This window comes from Microbulbifer variabilis (assembly GCF_020524905.1).
In the GTDB taxonomy this organism is placed as follows: domain Bacteria; phylum Pseudomonadota; class Gammaproteobacteria; order Pseudomonadales; family Cellvibrionaceae; genus Microbulbifer; species Microbulbifer variabilis_A.
Window position 1 is genome coordinate 19,303 of sequence record NZ_JAIVKI010000022.1, and the last position, 26,030, is coordinate 45,332.

Annotated in this window: 26 protein-coding genes; 19 read left to right on the forward strand and 7 right to left on the reverse strand. The window is 54.8% G+C overall.

From position 1 onward, the window contains the following. Positions 1-6: 6 nt before the first annotated feature. From LC073_RS18850 to LC073_RS18885, 8 genes are all read left to right on the forward strand, one after another. Positions 7-978: a stage II sporulation protein M gene (locus tag LC073_RS18850; RefSeq protein WP_226648861.1), complete on the forward strand. Its 972-nt coding sequence runs from the start codon at positions 7-9 to the stop codon at positions 976-978. Next, a complete protein-coding gene (locus LC073_RS18855; RefSeq protein ID WP_226648862.1) occupies positions 968-2,566 on the forward strand; it encodes a DUF4129 domain-containing protein in 1,599 nt (532 codons plus the stop codon). Before LC073_RS18850 ends, LC073_RS18855 begins: the two co-directional genes overlap by 11 nt. Further along, positions 2,556-3,869: a DUF4350 domain-containing protein gene (locus LC073_RS18860; RefSeq protein ID WP_226648864.1), complete on the forward strand. Its 1,314-nt coding sequence runs from the start codon at positions 2,556-2,558 to the stop codon at positions 3,867-3,869. Before LC073_RS18855 ends, LC073_RS18860 begins: the two co-directional genes overlap by 11 nt. Further along, entirely contained in the window at positions 3,866-4,870 is a 1,005-nt protein-coding gene (locus LC073_RS18865; RefSeq protein WP_226648865.1) for an AAA family ATPase, read from the forward strand. Before LC073_RS18860 ends, LC073_RS18865 begins: the two co-directional genes overlap by 4 nt. Then, positions 4,867-6,264: a DUF58 domain-containing protein gene (locus tag LC073_RS21850; RefSeq protein ID WP_226648866.1), complete on the forward strand. Its 1,398-nt coding sequence runs from the start codon at positions 4,867-4,869 to the stop codon at positions 6,262-6,264. The genes LC073_RS18865 and LC073_RS21850 overlap by 4 nt, the downstream gene beginning before the upstream one ends. Before the next feature lie 113 nt (positions 6,265-6,377). Beyond that, positions 6,378-6,995: a 2OG-Fe(II) oxygenase gene (locus LC073_RS18875; protein ID WP_226648867.1), complete on the forward strand. Its 618-nt coding sequence runs from the start codon at positions 6,378-6,380 to the stop codon at positions 6,993-6,995. Between the two features lie 183 nt (positions 6,996-7,178). After that, a complete protein-coding gene (locus LC073_RS18880; protein WP_226648868.1) occupies positions 7,179-7,616 on the forward strand; it encodes a hypothetical protein in 438 nt (145 codons plus the stop codon). 233 nt (positions 7,617-7,849) lie between these two features. Beyond that, entirely contained in the window at positions 7,850-10,006 is a 2,157-nt protein-coding gene (locus LC073_RS18885) for a TonB-dependent copper receptor (RefSeq protein WP_226648869.1), read from the forward strand. Between the two features lie 148 nt (positions 10,007-10,154). Here the strand turns inward: LC073_RS18885 and LC073_RS18890 are convergent, their stop codons facing one another. The 5 genes from LC073_RS18890 to cysK form a co-directional block, all read right to left on the reverse strand. After that, positions 10,155-10,793: an outer membrane beta-barrel protein gene (locus LC073_RS18890; RefSeq protein WP_226648870.1), complete on the reverse strand. Its 639-nt coding sequence runs from the start codon at positions 10,791-10,793 to the stop codon at positions 10,155-10,157. A 125-nt stretch (positions 10,794-10,918) separates the two neighbouring features. Then, positions 10,919-11,176 (reverse strand): type II toxin-antitoxin system HicB family antitoxin, encoded by a 258-nt coding sequence (locus LC073_RS18895; protein ID WP_226648871.1) that lies wholly within the window; start codon positions 11,174-11,176, stop codon positions 10,919-10,921. A gap of 299 nt (positions 11,177-11,475) precedes the next feature. Continuing rightward, the gene (locus LC073_RS18900; RefSeq protein WP_226648872.1) at positions 11,476-11,667 is read right to left on the reverse strand and encodes a hypothetical protein; all 192 of its coding nucleotides are present in this window, start codon (positions 11,665-11,667) and stop codon (positions 11,476-11,478) included. A gap of 102 nt (positions 11,668-11,769) precedes the next feature. Then, positions 11,770-12,609, reverse strand: coding sequence for a 3'(2'),5'-bisphosphate nucleotidase CysQ (cysQ, locus tag LC073_RS18905; protein ID WP_226648873.1), 840 nt, complete (start codon positions 12,607-12,609; stop codon positions 11,770-11,772). Positions 12,610-12,646: 37 nt separating this feature from the next. Then, positions 12,647-13,564, reverse strand: coding sequence for a cysteine synthase A (gene cysK / locus LC073_RS18910; protein ID WP_226648874.1), 918 nt, complete (start codon positions 13,562-13,564; stop codon positions 12,647-12,649). 302 nt (positions 13,565-13,866) lie between these two features. Between cysK and LC073_RS18915 the strand changes: the two genes are divergently transcribed. The 11 genes from LC073_RS18915 to LC073_RS18965 all read left to right on the forward strand — a co-directional run bounded on the left by LC073_RS18915 (position 13,867) and on the right by LC073_RS18965 (position 24,154). Beyond that, positions 13,867-14,541 carry a lysoplasmalogenase gene (locus LC073_RS18915; RefSeq protein WP_226648875.1) on the forward strand — a complete coding sequence of 225 codons (675 nt, stop codon included), beginning with the start codon at positions 13,867-13,869 and terminating at the stop codon, positions 14,539-14,541. An 80-nt stretch (positions 14,542-14,621) separates the two neighbouring features. Then, a complete protein-coding gene (gene yrfG / locus LC073_RS18920; protein WP_226648877.1) occupies positions 14,622-15,290 on the forward strand; it encodes a GMP/IMP nucleotidase in 669 nt (222 codons plus the stop codon). A 43-nt stretch (positions 15,291-15,333) separates the two neighbouring features. Further along, positions 15,334-15,711, forward strand: a complete 378-nt coding sequence (locus LC073_RS18925; protein ID WP_226648879.1) for an RNA-binding S4 domain-containing protein — start codon at positions 15,334-15,336, stop codon at positions 15,709-15,711. An 88-nt stretch (positions 15,712-15,799) separates the two neighbouring features. Then, positions 15,800-17,290 carry a S1C family serine protease gene (locus LC073_RS18930; protein ID WP_226648880.1) on the forward strand — a complete coding sequence of 497 codons (1,491 nt, stop codon included), beginning with the start codon at positions 15,800-15,802 and terminating at the stop codon, positions 17,288-17,290. 28 nt (positions 17,291-17,318) lie between these two features. Then, a complete protein-coding gene (locus tag LC073_RS18935; RefSeq protein ID WP_226648881.1) occupies positions 17,319-17,756 on the forward strand; it encodes a DUF4124 domain-containing protein in 438 nt (145 codons plus the stop codon). A 115-nt stretch (positions 17,757-17,871) separates the two neighbouring features. After that, positions 17,872-18,750 carry an Hsp33 family molecular chaperone HslO gene (hslO, locus tag LC073_RS18940; protein ID WP_226648882.1) on the forward strand — a complete coding sequence of 293 codons (879 nt, stop codon included), beginning with the start codon at positions 17,872-17,874 and terminating at the stop codon, positions 18,748-18,750. Positions 18,751-19,029: 279 nt separating this feature from the next. After that, entirely contained in the window at positions 19,030-20,577 is a 1,548-nt protein-coding gene (locus tag LC073_RS18945) for a phosphoenolpyruvate carboxykinase (RefSeq protein ID WP_226648919.1), read from the forward strand. 208 nt (positions 20,578-20,785) lie between these two features. Further along, the gene (locus LC073_RS18950; protein ID WP_226648884.1) at positions 20,786-21,478 is read left to right on the forward strand and encodes a hypothetical protein; all 693 of its coding nucleotides are present in this window, start codon (positions 20,786-20,788) and stop codon (positions 21,476-21,478) included. A gap of 3 nt (positions 21,479-21,481) precedes the next feature. Next, entirely contained in the window at positions 21,482-22,192 is a 711-nt protein-coding gene (locus tag LC073_RS18955) for a D-Ala-D-Ala carboxypeptidase family metallohydrolase (protein ID WP_226648885.1), read from the forward strand. 80 nt (positions 22,193-22,272) lie between these two features. Next, on the forward strand, positions 22,273-23,385 hold the full coding sequence (locus LC073_RS18960) for an AI-2E family transporter (RefSeq protein ID WP_226648886.1): 1,113 nt from the start codon (positions 22,273-22,275) through the stop codon (positions 23,383-23,385). A 229-nt stretch (positions 23,386-23,614) separates the two neighbouring features. After that, entirely contained in the window at positions 23,615-24,154 is a 540-nt protein-coding gene (locus tag LC073_RS18965; RefSeq protein ID WP_226648887.1) for a peroxiredoxin family protein, read from the forward strand. Between the two features lie 9 nt (positions 24,155-24,163). Here LC073_RS18965 and LC073_RS18970 read toward each other — a convergent pair whose 3' ends face one another. Both LC073_RS18970 and ntrC read right to left on the reverse strand, forming a co-directional pair. Continuing rightward, a complete protein-coding gene (locus LC073_RS18970; RefSeq protein ID WP_226648889.1) occupies positions 24,164-24,496 on the reverse strand; it encodes a PAS domain-containing protein in 333 nt (110 codons plus the stop codon). Positions 24,497-24,620: 124 nt separating this feature from the next. Next, entirely contained in the window at positions 24,621-26,027 is a 1,407-nt protein-coding gene (gene ntrC / locus LC073_RS18975) for a nitrogen regulation protein NR(I) (protein WP_226648891.1), read from the reverse strand. Positions 26,028-26,030 lie beyond the last annotated feature (3 nt).

Below are 26,030 nucleotides of genomic sequence, written 5' to 3' on the forward strand. Positions count from 1 at the left end.
GAATTCATGAGACAGAGAGATTTCGAAAATCGCCACCGCGACAGCTGGGCGCAGCTGGAAGCCTGGTTGAAAAACGACCACCACAGCGCCGAAGTGGCCGCATTGGACTTGCCCGCCGCCTACCGGGAACTGTGTCAGCAATTGGCGGTGGCTAAAGAACGCCAGTACACCAACCGTTTGATCGACCATCTCAACCAGCTGGTTACTGCTGCCCACCACCGGGTTTACCGCCAGCAGACCTTGCGTCGCAAGGGGTGGCTGCACTATCTACTGGCCGGATTCCCCCAGGCCGTGCGCGCCAATGGCCGGGTTGTGGCCCTGGCTACTGCACTGTTTTTATTGCCCGCCCTGGTGATGGGCATTGGCACCTATAACAACGACGCCCTGATTTACGCGATGATGTCGCCGGGAGACGTGCTCTCGCTGGAATCCATGTACGACCCTGGCAACCGGGTATTGGGACGCGAGCGCGGCTCGGACACCGATCTGGCCATGTTCGGCTTCTACATCAAGAACAATATCGGTATCGCCTTCCGCACTTTTGCCGGCGGCATACTGTTTGGCCTCGGCTCTATTTTTTTTCTGCTTTTCAATGGCCTCTACCTGGGTGCGGTGTTTGGACATATCACTCGGGTGGGGTTTGTCTCCACGTTTTACCCCTTTGTCATCGGCCACGGCGCTTTTGAACTGACGGCCATCGTACTGGCCGGTGCCGCCGGGCTACTTCTGGGCCGCTCCCTTGTCGATCCGGGACAGCACCGGCGCTCGGTGGCTTTGCGCCTGGCCAGTGTCGAGGCCATGAAAATTATGTACGGCACTTTCCTGATGCTGGTGATCGCCGCCTTCCTCGAAGCCTTCTGGTCCTCCAGCGCTGCCACGCCCATAGCAATCAAACTCGGCTTCGGCGCTCTTCTATGGCTGCTGGTATTCGCCTATTTCGCCCTGGCTGGGCGCGGGGAGTCCCGCCATGCAAATTAAAAACCTGGCGGTGCGCGCGCGCCTGCGCTCGCCCTGGGAATCCATCGACCTGGGTATCGCTCTTGCACGCAAGCACTGGCTGCCGATGTTTCTGGTTTGGCTGCTTCCGGCGGCACTGCTGCTGGGCGCCCTTGCCTGGGTTTTCCCCGGCCACCCCGGATGGTCGATGTTCGCAATCTGGTGGTTAAAACCCGTGTTCGATCGCCTGCCGCTGTTTATGATCAGCCGCGCCCTATTCGGCACACCGGTATCCGCACTGGCGGCACTGAAGGAATTTTTCAAACACAACCGCACCGACTGGCTCGCCTGGATTACCATTCGCCGTCTAAGCGCCACCCGCTCCTTCGATATGCCCGTGACCGTACTGGAGCAATCGAAAGGCAGTGCCCGCAGTGCGCGACTCAGCGTGCTGCACCGCAAACACTCCGGGGCCGCCACTTGGCTGACCCTAACCGGTATCCACCTGGAGAGCTTCCTCCTGATTGCCGCCTTTATCCTGATTTATCTGTTTATTCCCGAGCAGGTTGCGGCAAATATCGATTGGGCTCCGCTGCTTCGCGGTGAAACTCTGGCACTGGAGTGGGTTTCCAACGTTCTCTGCGTACTGATCATGGCCGCAGTGGCGCCGTTTTATATCGTCAGTGGCTTCTGCCTGTATATCGGCCGGCGTATTGAATTGGAGGGCTGGGATATCGAAATCCAGTTCCGCGACTTGGCCGAGCGCCACCAACGCAGCCTGCAGGCAAGCAAATCCGCTGCCGGCCGATCTTCCCCCCTGGCCTCGGTATTACTGTTGTGCGCGCTCGCCTGCACGACTCTGGCACCGGCACCTCAGGCCCAAGCGGAATCCCTGGAAAACCCCCAGCAGGCGCAACAGCGTATCGACGAAGTGCTCGCCGGCGAGGACTTCCACAATATTGAGCAGGTAAGCGGCTGGCGCCTTAAAGACCTCGGCGAGGAAGAGCAGGAAAAAATACCCGAGTGGCTTATCGAGCTGTTCGAGTGGCTGTTCAAGTGGTTCACGGGAGACCCTCCTGAAAACGAAGACTCCTCAGAGATCAATTGGGGGGCGCTGATCGCCAAACCCATCGAACTATTACTGTGGATTGCTGTAATCGCGGGCTTGATTTACCTGGGCTGGCGCCACCGTGAAGCCATTCTCAGCAGCCTGCGCTGGCAGCACACTCCCAAGAAGAAAGTGGAGGTGCCAGAGACCCTGTTTGGCCTCGATGTACGTCAGTCGAGTCTGCCCGACGACGTGTGCGCAGAGGTGCTGCGCCTGTGGCAGGCCGGCGAACAACGCACCGGCCTCGGCCTTTTGTACCGCGCCACCCTGTCTCACCTGATTGAGGACTTCCATTTCCACTTTGGCGATCATCTCACCGAGAGTGAATGCGCCCAATTGGTAAGCCGGCGTCATAGGACCGCAGACGATACACTGCGCCCGGTAAGCGCCCCGCTCAGCCAGTTTGTACAACAACTCACTGGCAGCTGGCAGCAACTGGCCTATGCCCACCGCCCCCCCGCAGACCCACAGGTAAGCGAGTTGTGCCAGCAGTGGCAGGAGGTATTTGGTAATGACCACTAAACGCCTGTTGATCGGGATCGCCTTACTGCTGTGTGCCGGCTTGGTATGGCTGTTCCTCACATTTTTTGAACGCTATACAGAAGAAAAGGATCGCGGCTGGGGGGCGGAGGCGAGGCGCAATCCATTCCTAGCGGCCGAGCGCTACCTGGCTCAGATGGGGCTGGAACCACGCCAGGCTGAAAATATCTCTGTGCTGAATGGGCTGTCTCCGGACGCTACCTTGTTTATCGCCAACTCCAGCCAGGCCTATAACCCCCAGCGGGTCGAAGAGCTGCTGCAATGGGTAGAAAGTGGAGGACACGCCATAGTAGTGGCACGTACAGAAGGGTTCGATTTCGAGAAGGGGCGCAGTGACGAGCGCGACTGGCTACTGGAAAGCCTGGGCGTATCAATAGTGGAAGGCCACGAGGAGTATCGCTTTGAAAACCCCCTGCAGCCACTGTTGGGGGAGGACGCCGAACTGAGCCCGGAGCAAAGCCCCGGTGAGGCCTTGCGCGAATACAATCGCAAAATCGACGAGGCAAAGGCCGAAGGACAGACCGAGACTAAAAAGGAAAAGCCCCGCAATCCGGACGTTGAACCGGAAGACTTGATCACTCTGCCCACCTCTGGTGGCGCCGAACTCCAATTACATTTCAACGCCCGCCATCTGCTCTATCACGAGGGCATCGATAACAGCAGCGCAGAGGGTGCGCCGGAATTCTTCGCCAAAGTATGGCGCGAAGATGAAGCGGTGCCTTTCATGCAATTTGAGCGAGGCCGAGGGGTGATAACGCTGTTGACCGACAGCACTCTTTGGCAATCCAACCGCATCGGTCACTTCGATCACGCCTATTTCCTGCAATTATTGGCCGGTAGCGGAGATTTCGTCTTCCTCACCCGACCACGCTTCGACTCGCTGGGATTTCTCGCCCGCAAATACACTGCCGAATTTTTTATCTCCGGTCTGTTCGCCCTGCTGGGCTGGTTGATATTGCGTGCGCGCCGCTTCGGCCCATTACAGCCATCGCCGGAGATAGCGCGGCGCTCCCTGTTAGAGCATATCTCCGCCTGCGGCCACTACTACTGGCGAGACGATCAGTGCCAGCGTCTACTCCGCGGGCAGCGCGAGGAGCTGTTGCGCCGCCTGGGAGCGACGGACGCCAGCTCGTCTGCGCGTCAGACTTTGAGCAAGAGACTCAGCGCCACAACCAATCTCAGCGAACACAGCATCATCGCCAGCCTGTGGGGCAAACCGGCGACCAGCGAAGAATCCTTTACCGAACAAATGCGCACCCTGCAGCGAATTGAGGCAGTCCTATGAGCGATACTACCCTGAATCCAGAACCCCAAACCCACTGCGAAGCACCGGACTGGCAGGCCGCGGCCGCTCAGCTGCAGCTACTGCGCAACAATATCAACCGCCTGTTGATCGGTCAGGAGCAGGTCGTCGAGCAGGTGCTGGTGGCTCTGCTGGCCTCCGGCCATGTGCTGCTGGAAGGCGTACCCGGCCTCGGCAAGACCCTGCTGGTGCGCACCCTAGCCAGCTGTTTTGGCGGCCACTTTCGCCGCATCCAATTCACCCCGGACCTGATGCCGGCGGATGTTACCGGCCACGCCATGTACAACATGGGCGAGAGCCGCTTCGAAGTGCGACGTGGACCGGTATTCACCAATTTATTGTTGGCGGATGAAATTAACCGTGCCCCGGCCAAGACCCAAGCGGCCCTGCTTGAGGTGATGCAGGAGAAGCAGGTCACTATCGATGGCAAGGCCTTTGCCGTACCCAGCCCCTTTATGGTGCTGGCCACCCAGAACCCTATCGAGCAAGAGGGCACTTACCCGCTGCCGGAGGCGGAACTGGACCGTTTCCTACTCAAAGTTCTGATCGACTACCCCAGCCTAGAAGCCGAACTGCAATTGGCGGCCGCTGCCAGCAGCGGCCGTATAGAGAAACACCTGGGGGAGAAAACTGCCAGTGAGATTACCGTGGAGCAGTTGCAGCAACTGCAGGCGCTGGTACCCCAGGTAGCTCTGGACCAGCAAGTATTGGACTACGCCGTGCGCCTGGTGCGCGCCACCCGTGAAGCCAATCAGTTGCGCAGTCCTGCAGGACCCCGCGCCAGTATCGGCCTGTTGCAGGCAGCACGTGCCAGCGCCCTGCTTCAGGGCCGTGAATTTGTGCTGCCCGACGATATCAAGGCAATGGCCATCCCGGTCATGCGCCACCGCGTGAGCCTATCCCCGGATATGGAAATCGATGGTGAGACCACCGACAGTGCACTAGCAATGATCATCGACAGTGTCGAGGCGCCGCGACTGTGACAGAGAGTGCCGCCGCGATAGAGGTTCGGTACGCAAAACCTCAGCTTGGAGAGCCCGGCCCCAGCGGCCGCCTGGTTAAACTGCTCGGCTATTGGTGCCTAACCGCGCTGGCAGTGAGTGCGGCACGTATCTGGCTGCCCCAATCTGCGGACCTGCTGCAGTCCCTCTGGTGGACAGGCGGAGGACTACTGCTCGGCGCAGCCCTGCTGGATTTCCTCACCGGGCGCAGGGTCCTGGGCCTGGAAGGCGAACGCAAACTGCCCGGTAATTTAGCCCTGGGCGTGCGCAACAGTGCGCAATTGATGTTGTGCAACCAAGGCCAGCGCACCCTCAAACTATTGGTGTGTGACAGCGTACCGCAACAACTGGGTAATAGCGGGTTACCGCGCCAGGCGCTACTGGAGCCAGATCAGGAAGTTACCATTGAGTACACCCTGGTGCCGCACCGCCGTGGCAGTGCCGAATTCGGGCTCATCGAAGTGCTCGCCGACTCCCCTTGGGGCCTTTGGCAAACCCGGGTATGGCTCGGTCGCGAACAGTCGGTAAAGGTCTATCCCAATTTTCTCGGTATCTCCTCGCTGCAGGCGCTCTCTACCGAGCAGACCCTGCGCCATCTCGGCCTGCACCAACAGCAGCGCCGCGGCGAGGGCATGGACTTCCGCCAGCTGCGCGAATACCGCCAAGGCGACAGCCAGCGTCAGGTGGATTGGCGCGCCAGTTCCCGTCTGCGCAAACTCATCAGCCGCGAATACCAGGACGAGCGCGACCAGGAAATTATTTATATGCTCGACTGCGGCCGTCGCATGCGCGCCAAAGATGGCGAGTTGAGCCACTTTGATCACGCCCTTAACGGCCTGCTGCTATCCGCCTATGTGGCGATCAAGCAGGGCGATGCTGTGGGCCTGCAGGCCTTTGCCGCCGCACAGGACAGCTCCGGCGGGCAGCTGCCGCCGGTGAAAGGGGAGAGTGCGATCAACCTGTTGCTGAACAATGTCTACGACCTGCACTCGGGCACCGGCAGCGCAGACTACAGCGGCGCCGCCCAGCAACTACTGGCAACCCATAAGCGCCGCGCACTGGTGATCCTAATTACCAACCTGCGCGACGAGGACAGCAGCGAACTGCTCACCGCCGTGCGACTACTCACCCGCAATCATCTGGTGATGGTGGCGAGTCTGCGCGAGACCGCCGTGGACCGCGTGGCACAAAAGCCTATTGGAGATTTTTCCGAGGCAGTCGAGAGCGCTGCCGCGCGGGATTTTTTGCGCCGACGTGCGCGCCTATTGCAACAATTGCAGGCCTGTAATGTACTAGTGGTGGATTCCCGTCCAGGGCTTTTGCACCAGGCACTGGTGCAAGCTTATTGGCAGCTCAAGCGCAGCGGCAAAATCTGACCGGCTGTAAGACCGGGGGAATTCAAATAAGTGGATGTAAGAAGTAAAAAAAGAGTGATGTTAACGATGTTCTAATAAAAATAATCCCACTTTATAGGGAGCTAAAATTGACCATGTCCCAAGTCACTATCGAGCGGCTCAACAGTGCCGAAGTAAAGCCTTCCCCCTTCCCCCATTTCTACTTAGAGCACTCCCTGGCCTCCGACGAGGCCAGCGCCCTGATCGCAGACTTCCCCCCTCTACATAAAGGCGGCAGCTTCAATATCAAGGATGTTAAAACCTCGGAGCGCCTGCGCAGTTTTGTCGAGCAATTTGGCAGTGCAGAAGTACGGCGCATTCTCGGTGAAAAATTTGCTGTAGACCTGTCAGATAAACCGATGATGGCCACTTTGCGCGGATACTCCCGAGCCAAGGATGGGCGAATCCACACGGACTCCAAAACCAAACTCATTACTGTACTGATCTATCTGAACAACGACTGGTCGGCGCCCACTGGACGCCTGCGTATCTTGCGCAGTGGCGACAACATGGACGACTACAGTGATGAACTACTCCCCGGCCCCAGTTCTCTGGTTGCCTTTAAGGTGACCGATAATTGCTGGCATGGTTACCCCAGCTTTGTCGGTAAACGACAAGCGATCCAAATCAATTTTCTAAGCGGCGACAAAGCCAAGAAAAAACACCAATTTTTTCATGGTATCAGCGCGCGATTAAAATCTCTCTTGCGATAAAAATATCGGTTAATATTTTTATTCGATAGCAATTGCATAAAATAATTGCACTGTAAATAGTAAAAAGCAGTTTCTAAAAATTCGTTATTGGCAGTGGCACTTTTTACAGCCAACGGGTAATCTGTTGCCACTTGCCTTCGGGGATTTATAAAGTCCACCCCGGTAACTTCAAGAACGCTATATATGAGTCGCGTGCGCACCCGTAAAAACCGCCCACACCTGCCCCAGTGGCTGGCACTGCTGCTTTTATTGGTTTTTCTCAGTACCCGCGGCTTGGTTCCCGCAGGGTTTATGCCCACCGCTTTTTTTGCGGGTAGTCCCTACGGTCTTTGTCACGGCGACAGCCGCAGCGCCCTGTTATTAAATGCCCTGGCCAACCAAGCCCAGGATCATCACAACCATGATGATAATCACGATGCACACAACCACGATGCACTGACCGCGCATTCCTTTGCCGACAATCACTGTAATTTTTCCGCCGCTGCCAGTCTTGCCCATACACCAACATTAGATCTGTATTTCACCATCGAGGGAAATATTCTCCCCCCTCGCAGCAGCGGCATTGACCCCGCTCTTCCTTTACACTACAGCCGCCCCCTTATCCGCGCTCCCCCCGTTTAAAACCACGGTTTTCCTTATTTTTCACAGCTAAATATTCGAGGCCAGTTTCTGTGCTTCGCTGTACTACCTTTGCCCGCATTCTTGCCGCTTAGGGCGCTGCAGCAGCCATAGAACCACCTCTCGATAACTGGAATTCCCGCTACCCAGTCAGCGGGGACAAACCCGTGCGCGCTTTTTTTACCGCGCTCTCCATGGCCGTGCCCGACCTTCGGCCCAGAAACGGATAAGTCAGAATGCGAAAAGTTAAATCCCAAAAGAAAAAGCCATTGCACACCCCACTGAGCCTGGCAATTATTGCCGGCTGCACCTTTCCCGCAGCCTTAATGGCCAGCGAGGTCAATGAAAAAAAAGAGAGTGAAATGGAGCAGATGGTGGTCACCGGAGTAAAAACCGAGCTGCCACTGAACCTGCTGACAGACCCGAAAATGCCTCGTCAGCCTCTGCCTGCCAACGACGGAGCCGACTACCTAAAAACCATTCCCGGATTTTCCGTGGTACGAAAAGGCGGCACCAGTGGCGATCCTCTGTTGCGGGGCATGGGTGGTTCACGCCTGGGCATGATGCTGGATGGGGAATCCATTATGGGTGGCTGTCCGAGTCGCATGGACCCACCCACCGCTTATATTTTCCCGGAAAGCCTCGATGAAATTGAGGTAATTAAAGGCCCCCAGAGCGTTGTATATGGACCCGGTAATTCCGCCGGGGTTGTACTTTTCAACCAGCTGCAGGAACGCCCCAGTGAACCCGAGTGGGACATGCATGCGAGCCTGCTTGGCGGCAGTGCCCATCGAAAAGACGGATTCTTTGACCTGGCTTATAAAACCCCGGAACTTTCCCTGCGCGGTTCGGCGACCTCTGCCTCCGCAGACGATTATGAAGATGGTGACGGCAATCGGGTGCACTCCAACTACGAACGCTGGAGTGGAAAGGTAAATCTAGCCTGGACCCCTGACGATGACAACCGCCTGGAATTCGAAACTGCTTTTAGCGATGCCGAAGCAGCCTATGCCGACCGCGGCGTGGATGGCAGTAAATTTGCGCGTGAGAGCTACAAAGCCAAATACCGGCGCAGTAATATCGGCGATCTGTTAAATGCCATCGAAGTACAGGTGTATTACAACACGATCGACCACGTTATGGATAATTACAGCCTGCGTGAACCCACGGAGATGACAGCTAACCCCAGCGCGATGAACTTGGACAGTGAAACACTGGGAGGCAAAGTAAGCCTGCAACTTACCCCTGCAGAGAATATCGAACTGACCACGGGCCTGGATACGCGGGAAAACCGCCATCGGGGTCGCATGAGCATGAACCAGTCGATGACAGATTATCGCTCACTGAGGTTGGACGCAGATGCGGAATTTTCCCAGCTGGGTATTTTCTCCGAGGCCAGCTGGCAGTTTGTCCCCAACCAACGATGGATCGCCGGCGCCAGGCTGGACGATTGGGAAGTGAAAGATCTGCGCGAGACCATCTCGGTCTCCATGATGGCCAAAGTAGATAACCCGACCGCCGGTGAAAGCCGCTCCGAGCGGCTACCCAGCGGTTTTATGCGCTACGAGTTAGCCCTACCGAGCGCTCCCAATAATTCCGCCACCCTTTATGCCGGACTCGGATACAGCGAGCGCTTCCCCGATTACTGGGAGCTATTCTCCCGCGAAGCGGCGGACTCCTACAGCGCGCTCAATATAGAGTCGGAAAAAACCAGTCAACTAGATATTGGCACTATCTATCGCACCGAAAAGTTGTCCGCCAGTATTTCCGCTTTTGCCAGTGATATCCGCGACTATCTATTAGTGCAGAATGATTACCAGAAGGCGGCGTTGATATCAGGTATGGACACCATGTCATCCATGGATAGTGTAATGGATATGGGTGGATCCGCTGATAGCCGTACTGTTGCGGTAATACGCAATATCCAGGCACGCACCTGGGGATTGGAGTTGGATGCCAGCTATCAACTAAGCGAAAACTGGCGTACAGAATTCACCGTCACTTCAGTGCGCGGAGCCAACGACACAGACCATACCACCCTGGCCCAGCTGCCTCCGCTAGAGACACGCCTGGGGCTGCATTATGAGCAGGCTCAGTGGTCGGCGGGCATTCTGTGGCGGGCCATTGCCAGCCAGGATCGCGTCGATGTCGGCAAGGGTAATATTATCGGACAGGACTTCGGCCCCACGAATTCTGCCGATGTACTGTCGATTAATGCCGGCTGGCGCCCAAACCAACGGTTGTTGTTAACCGCTGGTATCGACAACCTGTTAGATGAGACCTATGCCGAACATATCAGCCGTGCGGGGGCAGAAATCCCCAACTTTCCGCAGCTGGATAGGGTCAATGAACCCGGTAGGACCTTTTGGCTGAAAACCATTTACCGCATTTAGATTGCACTGATTCTCTTCCTACCTTGAGAAACAGACCGGGAAATATTAAGCGGGAAATGTCATTGCATTTGCCGCTTAATATAAAAATATATTTTTCTCTGGTAATGCCGCCAACAGGTAACAAGACGCGAACAGATTACCAACTGCATTAAAAGCGATAGGAAAAGTTAAGACTCAAAGTGCGTAGGTGCCCCAGGTTCACCCGATAAACAGAGTTAATATCGTTGTAGTTGTATTCGATAGAGGTATCAAAGTCCTGGTTCCACATGAACCGATAACCTAGCCCTAAGTTCCAGAAAGAATCGCTGCCACTGGCATCTATCACATGGTAATAATGGCCATCGTAATACCAGTCTTTTCCCTTCTCATAAATATCATACTGATGCCACTTGTCTTTATGGTGATACCAATAGCCATATTTACGCACATCATTCAGATCAACATCGGCATAATTCCATCCCGCCATCCAGTAGAGGCATTGAACATAGCAATTTAAGGTAAAATCCACCTTAAAATTCAGCCCCACCTGGTTGATTCGTACATGGTTATCATTGAAGCGGGAAAATTGTAAATTTACCTGCCAAACACCACCCGCGGGTGTCACTCCCACACTGACATAGCCAAAAAAATCCCGTTGGTCGTTGAGCTGCAGCTCTCCAGAACCCAATCCCAACGTAGTAATAAGCCGATATTCACCCGACTCAATACCATCGAAAGGATTATTCCACTCTACTGCAGCGACTGTTGACGACAATAGCAGAGTCAGGATACATAGCACTGTCTTCATTACATCCATCCTTGTTGCTCAACACCTATTAATTCACCAAACCTATCTAACTTAACAGCGCTATCAGGGTTATTTGGTAGAGAAAATAGGTCGTGCACAATTCCAATTTGTGCAGTAAGACAACTCTATACGCTCTCGACATCAATAATGGCCCAGATGCCACCGGCAAAAGCTGGGTTATCACGCAAATCATCCACTTCCTGAGGTTGGGGTATTGGCTTTCCGGCTATACGTAAATCCTCCAGGCGCTGAAATATAGTCTCCGCCATTTTTTGCAGAGCGCCATCCAGGGTTTCGGCATAGCAATGACAATGCGGCAGGTCCGGTGCTATGGCACCAAAGCCGGCGTATTCAATGTTGTGAAGCACAACCGGATAGCGCATTGGAAAATTCTCTTATACATTAGCTTTCCAAAGCGTAGACGGGTTTCAATATTGCGAAGGAAATATGGCAAGGAAAATCAATTATTTCCTCGATGGAATTAATCCTGCGCAAAGATTCTTACCAGCCAGATAAGTGTTTAAAGTGAAAACAATTAATACTTGGATTAATTGTTAGGATTTAAATCGCAATACATTTCGGGGTATTGCAGGTTTGCCTGAAATATGTGCGGAAAGAAATGGATAAAATACGACTGCTTTTGAAATATATAAAACTCTTTCTTGTGAGATTGACAGGAAAATTAGCGTGGCATTCTTCCGAGTAGTGCCCGGCGGGAAAAGATCATGCCATTGAGAGTACGCAGTAAGAACTGTTGATTTTCCGAATCGGCATCTGCCAGGGCATCCTTTTGCCGCTGTAACCAGGTAATTTCCTGCTCCAACTCTCTACGCAGACAGCGGATTTCATTGGGATCGAGTGCTTTGCTGCTCACCTGGAGAGGCATGGTCCGGCCTTTTATGCTGGTAATAAAGTGGTGCTGGTGATCAAAGGCGAGAATAGTTTGCGCCCCCACCAAAGCGGGGGCGAGGCAAGCTTAGTTCACTGGAGACTCTGCAATGAGCAAATCCTGCCAGTCATAAGATGCATCACCGATCACATAGAAAAATGGATTCAGTAATGAGTCTTTACGGTTGTAGCGCAAGAGCTTGAATGAATCGTCGACCACAGTGCCACCGGCAGCCTCAACCACCGCCTGGGCCGCCGCTGTATCCCATTCACAAGTGGGCGCGAGCCGTGGGTAGAGGTCAGCGGCCCCTTCAGCCACCAGACACAACTTGAGAGAGCTACCCATATTTTTACAGGCCACCGCACCAAGCCTGGATTCGATACGCTCTACCAATTGATCTACGGCACCGGCTCCATGACTGCGGCTGGCAACCAGTTCCACCGCTTCGCCTGCCTCCAAACGCGGCTTCAGTGGGCGCACACGAATTTCTGTGTCACCGGACGCGGTGCGTTTAAAGGCGCCATCGCTCTTGCCGCCGGCATAGGTGATATCCAGTACTGGCACATGCACCACCCCCAGCACAGGCTCACCATTCTCAATAAGGGCCACATTTACAGTGAACTCGCCGGTGCGGCGGATAAATTCCTTGGTGCCATCCAGCGGATCCACAATCCAGTAGCGCTGCCATTGGCTGCGCTCGGCAAATGACGGCATTTCCTGTTCTTCAGATAATACCGGCACCCCCTCAATCAACCGTGCCAGAGCCGGAGCCAAAATTTTGTGGGCCGCCAGGTCAGCAGCGGTCACTGGCGAGTCGTCCGCTTTAGTATCCACCTCCAGCTCAGCGCTGCTATGGTAAACCTCCAGGATTGCTTCGCCGGCGTTTTTGCAGATAGCAATCACCTGCTCCAATAATGCCTTATTCATTAAAACTCCCTTATTTTAAGCTGATGAGTATAAGACCTCAGGATGGGAAAAGGTCTTTCACAGACAGATAGCGCTCACCGCTGTCATAGCTGAAAATCAGCACGCGGCTGCCTGGGGCGAACTCACCCTCACGTTTTTTTAGCGCAGCCAAACTGGCACCTGAGGAGATCCCCACGAAAATTCCCTCCCGTTGGGCACATTGGCGCGTCATATCGAAGCTATCCTCTCCGCTCACCAAAATAGTGCCGTCGAGCATCTTGGTATTGAGTACTTCCGGAATAAATCCGGCGCCAATTCCCTGCAAGCGGTGCAGCCCTTTATCACCACCACTGATCACTGGAGATTTTTCCGGTTCAACGGCAAAAACCTGCAGGTTGGGGAAGGACTCTTTTAACACCTCACCACAGCCGGTGATATGGCCTCCAGTGCCGACACCGGTAATCAAATAATCGAGTCCCTCAGGAAAATCTGCGAGGATTTCTTTGGCGGTGGTCTCGCGATGCACCTGGACATTGGCGCGGTTGCAGAACTGTTGTGGCATCCAGCTATTTTCATGCTGCTTCAGCAGCTCCTCAGCCTTGGCGATTGCCCCGCCCATGCCTTGCTCTTTGGGTGTAAGCACTAACTCGGCACCCATGGCTTTCATCACTTGGCGGCGCTCCATCGACATGGATTCCGGCATAGTGAGAATCAGGCGATAGCCCTTCACCACCGCTACCATGGCCAGACCAATGCCGGTGTTACCAGAGGTCGGCTCGATAATGACACCACCAGGCTGCAAAGCGCCGCGGCGCTCCGCATCTTCGATCATCGATAGGGCAATACGGTCTTTGATACTGCTGCCGGGATTAAAGCGCTCCACCTTCATCCACACCTCGATATCGGGGCGGAACAGGTGATTGATTCGCACATGGGGGGTATTGCCGATGGTTTCCAGAATATTGGCTGCCTTCATCGATGAAGCTCTCCGTTATTGATTCTCCCGGCAGACAGCAGCCTGCCGAAAAATTAATTTCCTGTGCGCAGATAGTAACCCAGATGTGCGCCCCCCAAGAGATCAGGGTAAAAATCCCAACGCAGTAAAGCTGGTGAGCTGCCTGGGAAACAACAACCAGGCTTCTTTTTCGTCATTCGAAAAATATGCGCCCAGAATAGTGAATCCACTGAAATTCGGTTGGTGGCAGCATGTCTTTGTGCCACATTGACCGACTGGCCTCTCTTTCGGCTAACCACAAAATCAATAATAAAGGCGCTGTTATGAATCCCAATATGAACACCAATGCTCCCAATGCAGCTCACACAAGCCAATTCCTACCTGGTGCATTTTTTCTCTTTTCGGCTCTTTTTATGCTACTCGACGGTTTGGCTATTCAAGGGCTGTGGATGGCCTCGCTGAAAGCACTGCCAATCGCCATACTCGCCCTGATGGCGATGCGCCATCTAGAGGGGCTCAGCCGCAACCTGACATTGGCGGCCCTGGCTTTTTCTGCACTCGGCGATGTGCTGCTGGAAATGACATTTGCCCAGCAGTTTATTTTCGGCCTGGGCGCCTTTCTATTGGCACAACTCCTTTACGCGGCTAATTTCCTACGCTGTGCCGACTTCCGCAGCCGCCGCAGTTTATTACGTATCCTACCGGTGATTCTGGCTGCGGTGGGCCTGGCCCGCTGGATTCTTCCCGCAGCGGGTGAGCTGGCGCCAGCGGTGCTTTTATATCTGCTGGCCATTGTCGCCATGGCACTTGGCGCCGGGGCTCACCGAGGCAATTCCGGACTGCTATTCGCCGGTGCCCTCACTTTCATGCTGTCCGACACGTTGATTGCTGTTAACAAGTTTATTGCGCCGTTACCCTTGGCTGATACAGCGATTATGTGCACCTATTACGGCGCTCAGATTATCATCCTGTACGGCATACGCCGCGCCCAGGCATAATGCCAACCTTCATACTGGGGATATGTTGGGAGAACTACACTTTGGCTTCCCTCCCCAACACTGAGAGGTAGACAGGCCCCATGCTCGACTGGCGAAGTATCGACACCGTACTGCTGGATATGGACGGCACCCTGCTGGATTTGCACTACGACAACCACTTCTGGCTCGACCACCTGCCCAAACGCTACGCCGAAGTGCACGGCCTCGATCCCGAGCTGGCCCAGGTCGAACTGCAACGTGAAATCGATGCGCGCCGCGGCACCCTGGAGTGGTACTGCCTGGATTTTTGGGCGGAAACCCTGAGGCTGGACATCCTCGCGATACTGCGCGAGATTGAGGAACGCATCGCCCTGCGCCCCCATACTGAGGCCTTCCTGCAAGGGCTGCGGCAACTGCGCAAGCCAACTTACCTGGTCACTAATGCGCACCGCCACGGGCTCGATCACAAGCTGCAAATCACCGGTCTTGAGCACTGGTTTGACGACATCATCTCTTCCCATGATTATGGACACGCCAAAGAGAGTGAGTGCTTTTGGCATGCCCTGCGCGAGGAGGTAGCTTTTGACCCCCAGCGCACCCTGTTTGTGGACGACAACCAGAGTGTACTGGCCGCAGCACAGAACTACGGCATCGCCCACCTGCTATGTATCCGTCAGCCGGATAGCCGTGGGCCCAAGCGGGAGATCAGCGATTTCCCGGCGATTCACCACTTCGATGAAATTATGTCGCTGCAACGCGACAAGGATTAGCCCGAAAACCCGGGCCCTATCCCGTATAGATCAACAGGATTCGATGGATAAAGTACGTATCGACAAGTGGCTCTGGGCCGCACGCTTCTTCAAGACCCGCAGCATAGCCAAACAGGCCATCGAAGGTGGCAAGGTGCATGCCGATGGACATAGGGTCAAAGCCAGTAAGGATCTCACCGTTGGCGCGCTCTTAAGTATTCGCCAGGGCTGGGACCTGATTGAAGTGGAGATTATCGCCCTCTCTGACCAGCGCCGCGGCGCCGATGTTGCCCGTACCCTCTACCGCGAGACCGAGGACAGCATTGCCCGGCGAGAAAAGGAGCGCAATGAGCGCCAGGCGGCCAATGCCGGGATTCAGCGTGAGCGTCCCAATAAGAAACAGCGCCGCCAGATTCACCGCTTCCTGCGGGAACAGGAGTAGCGGCAAATGACAAAAGTGGTGAAATTTCCGCCATTTTTATCTACAGCTGCTAAACTGCCCCCACTTAACCCGATAGAAAACAGCCACGATGAAACGACTGATCGCCATCTCCCTGCTGCTTCTGCTCGGAGTGCAGACGGCCCTCGCCGATAGCCGTGAACACGAGCAGCTCAAGCGTTCAATTATCAAGATTTACACAACCGCCGCCGCCCCTGACTACTTCAACCCCTGGGCATTGCTGAACCCCCAGCAATTGTCCGGCTCCGGTGCGGTAATCAGCAATAAACAGATTCTCACCAATGCCCATGTGGTGGCCAATGGCAGCTTTATTCAGGTACAACGCCATGGCGATGCCAAGAAATTCCGCGCCCGCGTCAAGTTTATCTCTCACGACGCGGATCTGGCCCTGCTCACAGTGGATGACGATAGCTTCTTCAATGACACCCGCCCCCTAACACTGGGCAAACTGCCAGACCTACAGGAAGAGGTCACCGTGTACGGTTACCCCATCGGCGGCAAGTCCCTGTCAATTACCCGCGGCGTACTTTCCAGGGTGGAACATCAGTACTATGCCCACGCCGAGAGCTTCCTGATGGCCGGCCAAATCGACGCGGCCATCAACCCCGGCAATAGCGGCGGCCCGGTGATTTCCGGCGGACGCATCGTCGGTGTGGCCATGCAGACCAACCAGAGTGCCGAAAACCTCGGTTATTTCGTTCCTCCCAGCGTAATTTCCCATGTGCTCGAGGACTCTGAAGACGGGGAGCACCAGGGATTCCCCGAGCTGGGCGTGGTCACCCAGAGCCTGGAGAGCCCTTCCATGAAGAAGGCGGCCGGTCTCGAAGAAGACCAGGACGGCGCCATGATCGTCAAGGTCTTCAGCGACTCCCCCGCCGCTGAGATTTTCCAGCCCGGCGACGTACTGCTCGAAGTGGATGGCTTTGAGGTTGCCGCCGATCGCACCGTAGAGTGGCGTGAAAATCAGCGCACCAATTACCACTACGCTGTAGACCGCCACCATGTCGGCGACAAGCTGCCGGTCCGTTTCTCCCGCAAAGGCGAAGAGCAGACTGCGCAAGTGGCCTTAGCGGCCGCACCGCCCTCCCGAGCCCTGGTGGTGGGCGAACAGTTCGACCGACAGCCGCGCTATTACATCTACGGTGGCGTAGTCTTCGTGCCCCTGAACATGAATCTGATCAAGCGCTGGGGCAACAACTGGCACTCCAAAGCGCCCATTGATTATCTCTATGCCCGCAACCAATGGGGCGAAGAGACTCGTCGCGAACTGGTGGTCGCCCTCAAGGTGCTGCCCGCCAACGTTAATCTGGGTTACCACGACTGGAAAAACTGGATTATCGATTCAGTGAATGGCCACAGCGTTGCAGACTTCGATGAGTTTGCCCAACTGATGGAAACCAACCAAGAACACTTTGTGGAGCTGCGCGACCGTTCCGGTTACCGCATGGTACTGGATCACGCCGAAGCCCAGGAGCAGGAGCCGCTGATTCTGCAGACCTACCATATACCCCAGCGCCACTCACAGGGGCTGTTCAGCAGACTGGCTAATAAAGAGGAGTAAGGCCCGCAGTATGGGCTAGGGAGAAGCCGTGAAACAATTGAGAGGAATCTTATTCGGCAGCCTGATGGTGGCTGCCAATGCCGGTGCCGGTGAGCTCTACCGCTGGGTCGACGCCGACGGTCGTGTGCACTTCAGCGATCGCCCACCTGCAGAGGCCAAGGCCCAGGATATCTCCGGGCAATTGGGCCCGATCAATTCCGCCGAGGCCACGAGGAAACGGCCAAGCCTGATCACCTCCGAGGCCAACACCGCCGAGCGGGAGTATCAGCAGCGCCAGCAACAACAAGAGCAGGCCCGACAGCAGAAGCAACAGCGTATTTGTACCAAGGCGCGCCAGCGCCTGCGCTCGATTAACGGCCGCGTGGCCTTTATCGACAAGAGTGGCAGAGAGGTTCGCTATTCCGAGCGCGAACGCCAGCAGATGGCTGAACAGCTCAAACGGGAAATCTCCAGCCACTGCGGATAACTCTCCTCCCCAACCTTCAAATCGGTTGCCGGCGTTACAATTACCCGTGCCGGCTACCATTTAGACATATCCACCTCTAAAATCCCGCGGTTTCTAATACCGAGGCACTCGATCTATGTCCGATCAGCTGGAACGCTTTATCTTTTCCCAACACGATGTTCGCGGGCAGATGGTGACCCTCACCGACGCCTATCACGAAGTGCTGAAGCACAATCCACTGCCTGCTCCGGTAGCGCGCCTGCTGGGAGAGTTTCTCGCTGCTGCCTGCCTGCTTTCCACCACCCTGAAATTCGAGGGCATATTGAGCCTGCAGGCCCGCGGTGAGGGCGATGTGCCAATGATTATGGCCGAGTGTACCCACCACAGCGACCTGCGCGGCATAGCCCGTATCGCCGAAGGCGCACAGATCAGCGATGACGCCAGTCTGATGGAAATGATCGGCGCCCGCGGTGTTATCGCCATCACCCTGGAACCTAAGCGCGGGGAGCGCTACCAAGGTGTGGTGCCTCTGGAGAAGGACAACCTGGCCGGGTGCCTGGAGGATTACTTTGCCCAGTCGGAACAACTGGAGACACGCTTCTGGCTGGAGTGTGATGGCAGCAACGTGGGCGGCATTATGCTTCAGGTATTACCCGGCAATAATGCCGCCAGTGCCGAGGAGAACCGCGATGCCTGGGAAACCGCCCTGCACTTGGCAAACACCGTAACTGCCCAAGAGCTGTTCGATGTACCCCACGATGAGCTGATTCACCGTCTTTTCCACCAGCTGAAACCGGCCACCCTGGGCACCGACAGTATCCGCTTCAAGTGCAGTTGCTCGCGGGAGCGCAGCGCGCGCGCCCTGGTTTCCCTCGGCGCCGAGGACGTATACCGTTTGTTGGAAGAGCAGAATGGTGAAATTGTCACCGATTGCCAATTTTGCAATGCTCAATACCGCTTTGATCGGGAGCAGGTCGAATCCCTGCTCAATGCCCCACCCCACACCCTGCACTAGGGAAATTGTCGCCGGTGGGGAGTTATTTCCACCACTGGCAGACTCCACTTTTCTGCACAAAAATTCACAAAATCTATAGGGTAAAAATACTACATAGATTTCAAGAATTAAAAATACTCTAATTTGGGCTGACAGCGCTGTCAAAGTGCAAAAAGTGACCGTATTTGCTACCCGCTTATTTTGAATTTTGCCATAATGCGCCCCCCTAATTTTGCCTGGCTGTCTAATACTTGGGCGGCCCTATTTTTTTACTATCCAACATTCACGGGTAATCGACGAATGGCACAGATCGACGACACCGCGCTGGTTTATAAGAACCTTTCACCAGCACAATTGGTAGAGCAGGCTCTTACGCGCGGCGAGGGCAAACTTTCCGACACCGGCGCGCTGGTCACTGAAACTGGTGCCCGCACCGGCCGCTCCCCGGCGGACCGCTTCGTTGTGGAAGAACCCTCCACCGCCGACAGCATCGCCTGGGGCAATGTGAATCGCCCCTTCCCGCAGGACAAGTTCGACGCTCTGTGGGACCGAGTAGAGGCGTTTGTCGCCGGCGCCGACAGCTTTGTACAGCAGCTGCACGTTGGCCAGGACGAAGATCACTACCTGCCGGTTGTTGTAACCACCCAGACCGCTTGGCACAACCTGTTCGGCCGCAACATGTTTATCCGCGCCGAGAAGTACAACCCCAAAGGCAAGGAAGAGTGGCGCATCCTGCACGCACCCAACTTTGTCTGCGAGCCTGAGCGCGACGGCACCAACTCCGATGGCTGCGTTATCATCAACTTCGGTCAGCGCCGTGTGCTTCTGGCAGGTATGCGCTACGCCGGTGAGATGAAAAAGGCAATGTTCTCCGTGCAGAACTTCCTGTTGCCGGAAAAAGACGTTATGCCCATGCACTGTGCCGCCAACGTTGGCGAAGACGGCGATACCTGCCTGTTCTTCGGCCTGTCCGGCACCGGTAAGACCACCCTGTCCGCAGACCCTGAGCGCTACCTGATCGGTGACGACGAGCACGGCTGGACCAAGGGTGCGGTATTCAATATGGAAGGTGGCTGCTACGCCAAGACCATCGACCTGAGCCAAAAGAATGAACCGGTAATCTGGGACGCTATCCGTTTCGGCGCTATCGTCGAGAACGTAGTGACCAACGAAAACGGCACCGCCGACTACTGTGACACAAGCCTCACCGAGAACGGCCGCTGCTCCTACCCCCTGGAGCACGTAGAAATGCGCCAGCTGGAGAATCGCGCCGGCGAGCCGAAGAACGTCATCTTCCTCACCTGCGATGTGTCCGGTGTACTGCCCCCCGTATCCATCCTCTCCAAAGAGGCTGCGGCTTACCACTTCCTGTCCGGTTACACCGCCCGTGTCGGCTCTACCGAGCTGGGTGCAGAGGCCGGAATTCACCCGACCTTCTCCACCTGTTTCGGCGCTCCGTTCATGCCGCGCGCCCCGCGCGAGTACGCGGATCTGCTGATGAAGCGTATTCAGGACTTCGGCTCCAAGGTATACCTGGTAAACACCGGCTGGACCGGCGGCTCTGGCGACAACGGCAAGCGCTTCCCGATCCCGGTTACCCGCGCCGTGGTAGCCGCTATCCAGAGCGGTGCTCTGGAAGGCACAGCCACCGAGCACCTGGAAACCCTGAACCTGGATATTCCCCTTGAAGTACCGGGCGTTGACAAGGCTTACCTGAACCCGCGCGAAGCCTGGGAAGACAAGGCAGCCTACGACGACCAAGCCGGCAAACTGGCCAAGCTGTTCGCCGAAAACATTGAAAAATTCAATGTTAGCGATGAGGTGAAAAACGCCGGTCCCAAGGCCTGATCCCTTTGAAATAGCCTTCTTTAGAGGCGTAAGAAAGCCCCGCCACCGCAAGGTGTCGGGGCTTTTTTTGTTCGCCTTTCTAATAAGCGGTAGGTAAGCAGTATGTCGATTTTTGCGGCTATAGTGTTTAAAGAGGCGCCGGCGGAATAAACCTCTGCGCGCAGAATTACACGTCTCAGGCCAAATTTCGGAGCTGTAGTCGCACATCATGTCTGAAAGCAATTCGTTTACTCGCTTCAGGACACTCTACCCCCACCAGCCACCCGGCCGGCGAACCAACTATGTAGTGGTGGCCAGCCTGACCCTGCTGCTCGCTGCCGTACTTGCGGCCCTATGGTTGTGGCTTTGGATTAAGTCACAAGAGAAACCCTATATAGAGACCCGCGGCTACCGCATCGCCAGTGAGGAGAGCTTCGAGAGTTTTTTACGCAACAGTGACAACCGTGCACGAGTGCAGGCTCTCACTGACTACCTGCAGAGCCAAGGAATTGGCGAAGTCACAGCGGTTAGTGATTTATTGCGCCAAGGCAGCGAATGGATGGAGCTCGAGAAGCCCCCATTCTCTCTACCCCCGCAAGGCCAATGGCCCAACATAGTCGCCACCCTAAAGCTGCTGCAAGAGCAGATAGTACCCCTGATCGGTCCAGTGGCGGTGGTCACCGGGTTCCGCAATGACAGCTATAACCGCGAGCTGGAACACACCGATAAATCCCGCCATCGGGCGTTTTGCGCCCTAGACCTAATTCCAACATCCCATATCAGCCACGGCGAGCTCGTGGAAGAGCTGCAAGCCCTGCACGCGCGCCTGGGACCGGAAAGCAATTTCGGCCTGGGTCTCGGTGAGGGCCTGCTCTTCCATATCGATACCTGTGGCTATCGCTCATGGCAACTGGTGGATTGAAGCATGGCTATACAAGACAACAGTAATCGTCAATCTGGCCTCTCTCGAGTCCAGCGACGCTGGCTACTCCTATTCGGCGGGCTGCTGCTCATCGCCATTATTATTGCGTTGTTATTTACCTCGGAGAAAACCCGCGATCTGGGCGAGCGAATCCTCAGCCCCATCGAACTCCTGCCACTACCGGGAACCCCCGAGATTTATGATATCCAGGGCTACCCTGCGGCTTCAGAGCGGGTGTTTAGCCGCTTTCTCAAGCAGGAGGAAAACCAGGCTCTATTTGCCAAGCTGAAGAATTACCTGCGAATCAATCGGGTCGAGCATGTGGTAGCCCCCTTTGAGCTCCTTCGCCAAGGAAGCGACTGGCGGGATCTGGATGAACCTGCCTTCGCTATTCCACCGGTGGAAAACTGGGGGTTGATGATTTACACCCTGCGGGTATTGCAGCGGGAAATAGTACCGCGCATCGGCCCCGTTACCGTAGTCTCCGGCTGGCGTACCACCAGCTACAACAGCAAGGCCGGCGGCTCCAAAGGGAGTAAGCATTTGCGCTTTTGCGGACTCGATATAGTGCCGCAGAAAAAATTCACCCGCGAACAGTTAGTCCCGGTACTGAGAGATATCCACAAACACAAAGGCAAGGAATGGAATATGGGGCTCGGAATTTATAAAGGTATTCGCTTTCATGTAGACACCTGTGGTTACAGGCGCTGGTAAATCCCCCCTGCTTCTGCTTAGATAGATCGCAAATTAGGCGCCCGATACCACAGGGCTTTGCAGAAGTAGAGGGAGTTCCAGTGCAGGAAAAACTAGAAAGGCGCTCATTTATTCTTTCACTGATTTTGGTGTCAGTGGCTTTTGTGGTGCTGATTAAGCCCTTCTTTACACCAATTTTTTGGGCTTGTGCTATCGCTCTGATTTTTTATCCCGTATATCGGCTATTAATGCAGCGCTTTCCCAACTCCCCCAACTCCATGGCACTGCTGACCCTTTTTATGTGTATCGTCTTACTGGTGATACCGGTTCTGGTGGTAACAACCTCCTTTATCAACGAGGCGGCATCGCTCTATCAGAAGGTGCAAGAGGGACAGATCGATGTATCTAAATCTCTTGAACAGGTACGCAGCGCCTTTCCACGCGTGAACGATTTTCTTGAAGGCATCGGTGTAGATATTGAGGAAGCTAAGCAGCGTCTACTCGGTGGAGTGATGAATGCCGGTAGTTTTATCGCTAAAAACGCCATAGAAGTTGGGCAGAACACTGTCAATTTCTTTGTCATGCTCGGCCTGATGCTCTATCTCACTTTCTTTTTAATTCGCGATGGTGAGAGGCTGGTTAATTTAATTATTCACGCACTGCCACTTGGTGATGAGCGTGAGCATTTGCTGCTGGCCAAGTTTGCCGAAGTCACCCGTGCCACCATTAAAGGCAACCTGGTTGTCGCAATTACCCAGGGTAGCCTGGGCGGCATTATTTTCTGGGTACTCGATCTGCCCGCGCCTCTTTTGTGGGGTGTATTGATGACCCTATTATCTCTATTGCCCGCTGTTGGTGCGGCACTTATCTGGTTTCCTGCGGCGATCTATCTGTACGGCGTTGGTGAGCCAGTTAAGGCCACCATTCTCCTGGCCTACGGGTTTACCGTAATCAGCCTGGTAGACAACCTGTTACGTCCCATTTTAGTGGGACGGGACACCAAATTACCGGATTACCTGGTGCTGTTTTCCACTGTGGGCGGCCTAATACTGTTTGGCATCAGTGGCTTCGCCATGGGCCCCCTGCTAGCCGCACTGTTCCTCGCTTTCTGGGAAATTTTTATGCGAGAGTTTGTCCACCCGGAAGATATGCTGATGCCCCCCAAGCCCGAAAGCAATGACATGTTGATGCAGCCAAAGAAAGATTCTGACTAACTTGGGATTACTTTCTTTTTAAGCTATTTGACTGCGCTGTCGAAACCTCGGTTCGGATTTCCAGCGCATTCAAACACTATTTTAACTGGCTCATGGCTTGGGCACTGACCAGTCACACTCGGTAAAGATGGAAAATGCGGCGAGCCTTGGCCGAACAGGCATCATATACTAATGTGAAGCACACATTGGCAATAGCTCAGACGCCACTTTTGCCAGAGCGGATGTCCCTATGAAATATTGGTTTACCCTGATTATCGCCACCATGCTCAGCTTGCCGCTGATGGCGTTGGAAGTCGGGCAAAAAGCACCCGACTTCACCTTGCAGGGCACAGATGGGAAGAGTCACGCGCTGAGAGACTATGTGGGCAAAACTGCGGTAGTTATTGCCTGGTACCCCAGGGCCTTCACCAAAAACTGTACAATAGAGTGCAGATCACTAGCTAAGAATGGTCACAAAATCCGTGCCTTTAACGTCACCTACTTTATGGCCAGTACCGATAAGCTCGACGAAAACATCCGATTCTCAAAATACAATTCCGCCGACTTTCCTCTACTTAGCGATCCCACAGGAGAGGTTGCGAAAGCATACGGCGTACTCATTCCCATTATTAAACTCGCCCGACGCGTCACTATTTATATTGGCAAAGGTGGGACTATTCTAAAAATAGATAAAGATATTAACCCTGCCACCAGCGCAGAGGATATCGCCAGTAACCTGGCCAAACTTGGCGTGGAGAAAATAGAAAACGCAGAGAGAGTAGAACAGTAATCGGCTATTTTAGTCACTAATAAAGGAAATCCCGAAGCAGCACTGCTGCCCTTCAAAATCATCGAGCCACTTACAAACACTCAAGTGGGCCCTGCCCTCAGTGGATTTATCCACAAACTCATGGGAATAGATTGGCTCACCTGAAGCAAACACCCTTAAGTCATCTTCCCGCAACTCCACAGCGTTATCCGACCAAGGTAGCTGTGCATCGGTTTTACCCTCCACTTCCTCACCGGCTAATTCACAAATTTTGCGATTTCCCCAGAGGTATTTTCCCTGTCGGTCCTTCACCCAAAATAAGAATGGCACTTTTTCAACAACTGCAAGCTCTTCAACCTTCATCAAAATTCTCCTTTATGCATTCAATAATAAAAACAACAATTTCACGCTCATGAGAATTTTAGGTGTTGAAAAGAATATTTCCTTTTTTGGCCTATCTCTTTTTTTGAAAATTTAAAACCTGCAGTCACTCCCCATTCATACCCAGCTCCTTCAACTTCCTCGTCAGGGTATTGCGTCCCCAGCCAAGAAGATCCGCAGCATCGCGTTTGCGTCCGGCGGTGTGCTTTAAAGCGATTTCTATTAATGCTTTTTCGAAGGCGGGTACGGCTTCACTGAGAATCTCCTTGCGTCCGGCACTAAGCGCCTGATCGGCCCAGATGCGCAGGGCTTTTTGCCAGTCCAACGGTGCTTCGGTTTCATTGCTCTGCTGGTGCAGTTCCTGCGGCAGGTCTTCGATATGCACTTCGCGGCCTGAGGCCATCACAGTAATCCAGCGGCAGGTATTCTCCAGCTGGCGTACATTGCCGGGCCAGTCGAGGCCGGAGAGATATTCCTCCGCATCTTTACTCAGAATTTTCGGCTCTACACCGAGGTCAGCGGCGGCGGCATTAAAGAAGTGTCGCACCAGCCGTGGAATATCTTCACGCCTGTCCGCCAAACGGGGAATGTGAATTCGAATCACATTCAGGCGGTGGAATAAATCCTCGCGGAATTTATGCTCGCGCACCAACTCTTCCAGGTTCTGGTGGGTGGCGGCAATGATACGTACGTCCACTTTTACTGGGGTATGTCCGCCAACACGATAAAATTCCCCATCTGCGAGAACGCGTAGCAGTCGGGTCTGAGTCTCCGCCGGCATATCGCCGATTTCATCTAAAAATAAAGTGCCGCTATTGGCCTGTTCGAAGCGACCGGCCCGTTGGGCGCTGGCTCCGGTAAAGGCGCCCTTCTCGTGCCCAAACAGTTCGGACTCCATCAGGTCTTTGGGAATGGCGGCCATATTGAGGGCTATAAATGGCTTGTCACGGCGCGGACTGTGATTGTGCAGGGCCTGGGCCACCAACTCCTTACCGGTACCCGATTCACCATTGATCAGCACGGTGATATTGGAATGGGACAGGCGCCCAATAGCGCGAAACACTTCCTGCATGGCGGGTGCTTCGCCGATAATTTCTTTGTTACTGGTGCCATTATCCGGCTCAGCCCGCTCTTCCTGGAGCTGCTCTTTGGCGTGCGCCAATGCGCGCCGGGTTACCGCTACAGCCTCATCGATATCGAAAGGTTTGGGTAAGTATTCGAAAGCCCCACCTTGGTAAGCGGCAACCGCACTTTCGAGATCGGAGTGCGCAGTCATAATAATGATCGGCAGGCCCGGGCGCTCCGCTTGGAATCTCTCCAACAATTTAAACCCATCGGAGCCGGGCATGCGAATATCGCTAATCACTACATCCGGTGAGTCGCTGTAAAAGTCATCCAGGGCACGATCACCACTCTCGTAGCATTGGGTCTCAATCCCCTCTCTCGATAATGCCCGCTCCAGTACCCAGCGGATTGATCGGTCGTCGTCAATAATCCAAACGCGATTGCCCATTCT